A 2686-nucleotide genomic window follows, 5' to 3' on the forward strand; every position below is an offset into this window, starting at 1 on the left:
ATGGCTTTTAGTCAAGTTATTTTGACGAATTGTATCGCCACCTTGGTATTTAAAGTAGATACCTCTACAACTTAATTCATAAGCGTTTGCTGAATATCGATTACTTAAAATCAAAATTGGACAACGATTTACCCTCGATTATTCAGCAAGGTGAAAGCTCACGTTTGGAGTTCAAATCCTCCTTGCGTTGGGATATGGCTGAATCACGCATTAATCGAGTGCTTGAAAACGTTATCTTGAAAACATTAGCAGGATTTTTGAATAGCCCGGTAGGTGGAACCTTGCTAATTAGCGTAGCCGATAACGGCGACATTATTGGTTTAGAAAAAGATTACCTAACGCTAAAAAAACCAGGTCAAGATGGCTTTGAACAATCACTAATGACGGCTATTTCTAACCGACATTCCGCACCCCTATTCATAATTTTATGATTAAATTTAATTTAATAATTTCAGTATGTTATAAATTTTTCGAATTTTTGGCGTATTTTCAAAGTCATTTATATCAGCTTATATTTAACAAAAAACAAACGAGAGATGAATTTTTCTTGTTTTAACTCGAAAGTCTAAAATACTAAAATTCATTAAATATCAATATGTTGCTTAAATGCTGAATTTTTATTTAGGGGTGCGGAATGTCGGTTCTAATAACTTAGGTGCTGATTTATGCGTATTTGTACATGTACTTTTTCATGCCATTGACGGCAAAGATGTCTGTCGAGTTATCGTTTCCCCAGCATCGAGACCTATATTTTTAGAACAAGGCAATACGCCAAAATTTTACGTCCGCACTGGCGGCGGAACTCGCGATTTGAATATTCAGGAAGCATTGGGGTTCGTGGCAGGAAGATGGAAGCACTTAAAGTAAAAACTAACTCAGTTAGTGTAATAATTCATACTAAAGCGCGGAGGAATTTATCATGAAGACATCTAGCATATCCCAAAAATGGCTAAATAAGTATCCCTATGATTCATGGCAACAAATAGGCATCAGAATACTCTATAGCTTACTGGTAGGCTTTGCCTTGTTGATGTTTGGCCACAGTGTATTGGTGTCAGTGGGTCATTTTTTGCATGTCTTGATATCCATACTAGAATGGGGTTGTGAACATTTGCTCCACTGGCTATTTAATGTATCACCAAAACAAGGTGAAATTATGACGTTTTGGTTAGGCTTTGCGATATTGGCGGGACTGGCTCGGCCAGTTTCGTGTAAAGCCTGTGCTGCCTTAAAAAACAGCTATACCAGCTGGTTGGCCAAACCAAAATTAGATAGATATGTCATGCTCATTCAGTTTTTTGTGATAAGTACAGTGTTGGCTTTGTTTTCTTAAATTGCCCCAAATGGCCTATCGAAAATAGCAGATAGAATAACACCAAAAACTAACCTATATTGTTTATGACATCTACACATAACCCATTAGACCGACTGAAATTGCTCATTAGCATTGAGCAACACGACATCAAGACCTTATTGGCTTACGGTATCGGTATCGGCTTAATGTCCCTGGCTACGCCGGTTGCGGTACAAGCCCTGGTTAATACTATCTCGTTTGGTGCTTTGTTTCAGCCATTGCTGGTATTGACTTTGATTTTATTTGTCTTGGTTGCATTTAGCAATTTTTTAGTTGGTTTGCAATTTTATGTGATTGATATGCTACAACGCCGCTTGTTCGTTCGGTTATTTGGCGAGGCGGCCTACAACTTGCAGCAAGCGTCTTACAGCCTACGTGACAAACAGCATTTACCCGAACTGGCCAACCGCTTTCTCGATGTGGTTACCTTGCAGAAAACCGCAGCAGTGTTACTGATGGAAACCTTGGGCTATTTTTTGCAGACTATCATTGGCATGGTTTTACTGGCGTTTTACCATCCTTTATTGCTGGCATTTGACTTATTCCTAATTACCGCCATCGTTTTCATTTTATTCGTGTTAGGCAAAAATGGCATTAATGCTGCTATTGAGCAATCTAAAGCCAAGTACGATGCCCTAGCCTGGTTAGAAAATTTAGCGGCTAACCCAATACTAGGTAAAACCGAGCAAGGTCAAGCATTTTTAAGGCAACAAACCAATGGCATTGCGCTAAATTATTTAGACGCCTCCGCCAAACATTTTCGCATTTTATCGCGGCAAAATACGGGAGCCCTCATTCTGCATACGTTGGCCAACACACTGCTATTAGGCATGGGAGGCTGGATGGTCATTGATCGTCAGTTAAGCTTAGGCCAACTGATCGCTGCTGAATTGGTGGTAAACGCCATGATCTATGGCTTGACCCGCTTAGGCAAAACCCTGGATAACTTTTATGAAATGGTTGCCAGTGCCGACAAAATTAATTATTTGCTAGAACTCCCCCAGGACTCAGTAACAGGTATAACCCCGCAAAGTAAAGATTCACCTTATCAAGTGAATGTTGTTGATTTATCCCTGCCGTTAAATACCGATTATGATGCGTTAATCGGCTTCAATCTACATTTGGCATCAGGGGAACAACTTGTTATTACCGAAGGTGCAGATAAAAGCAGCTTATTTGATACCTTGTATGGTCTGCGCTCCCCTCTGACGGGTCATGTCAGTTTGGATCAGCAAGATTTACGTGACCTCAATCTCAGGCAATTACGCAAGGGTGTGATTAAAAGTGCGGGGAATCTCATGCAGCTGCTGCGATTGGCAAATTACGCCAATA

At 40.1% G+C, this 2686-nt stretch carries 3 protein-coding genes; all 3 read left to right on the plus strand.

The window, feature by feature from the left end; all coding sequences use genetic code 11:
• The first annotated feature begins 86 nt into the window (after window positions 1-86).
• Window positions 87-431: an AlbA family DNA-binding domain-containing protein gene (locus CRENPOLYSF2_RS18335; protein ID WP_336469742.1), complete on the plus strand. Its 345-nt coding sequence runs from the start codon at window positions 87-89 to the stop codon at window positions 429-431.
• A gap of 488 nt (window positions 432-919) precedes the next feature.
• Complete coding sequence (locus tag CRENPOLYSF2_RS18345) at window positions 920-1333, plus strand: hypothetical protein (protein WP_087145402.1); 414 nt, start codon at window positions 920-922, stop codon at window positions 1331-1333.
• Between the two features lie 65 nt (window positions 1334-1398).
• The coding region (locus tag CRENPOLYSF2_RS18350; RefSeq protein WP_087145403.1) for an ABC transporter transmembrane domain-containing protein at window positions 1399-2686 on the plus strand (1288 nt) is incomplete at its 3' end.

The organism is Crenothrix polyspora (genome assembly GCF_900163755.1).
GTDB lineage: Bacteria > Pseudomonadota > Gammaproteobacteria > Methylococcales > Methylomonadaceae > Crenothrix > Crenothrix polyspora.

What these genes read in the sequence shown, in the direction of transcription:
- CRENPOLYSF2_RS18345 (WP_087145402.1), top strand. Translation starts at nt 920, where the DNA reads ATGAAGACATCTAGCATATCCCAAAAATGGCTAAATAAGTATCCCTAT.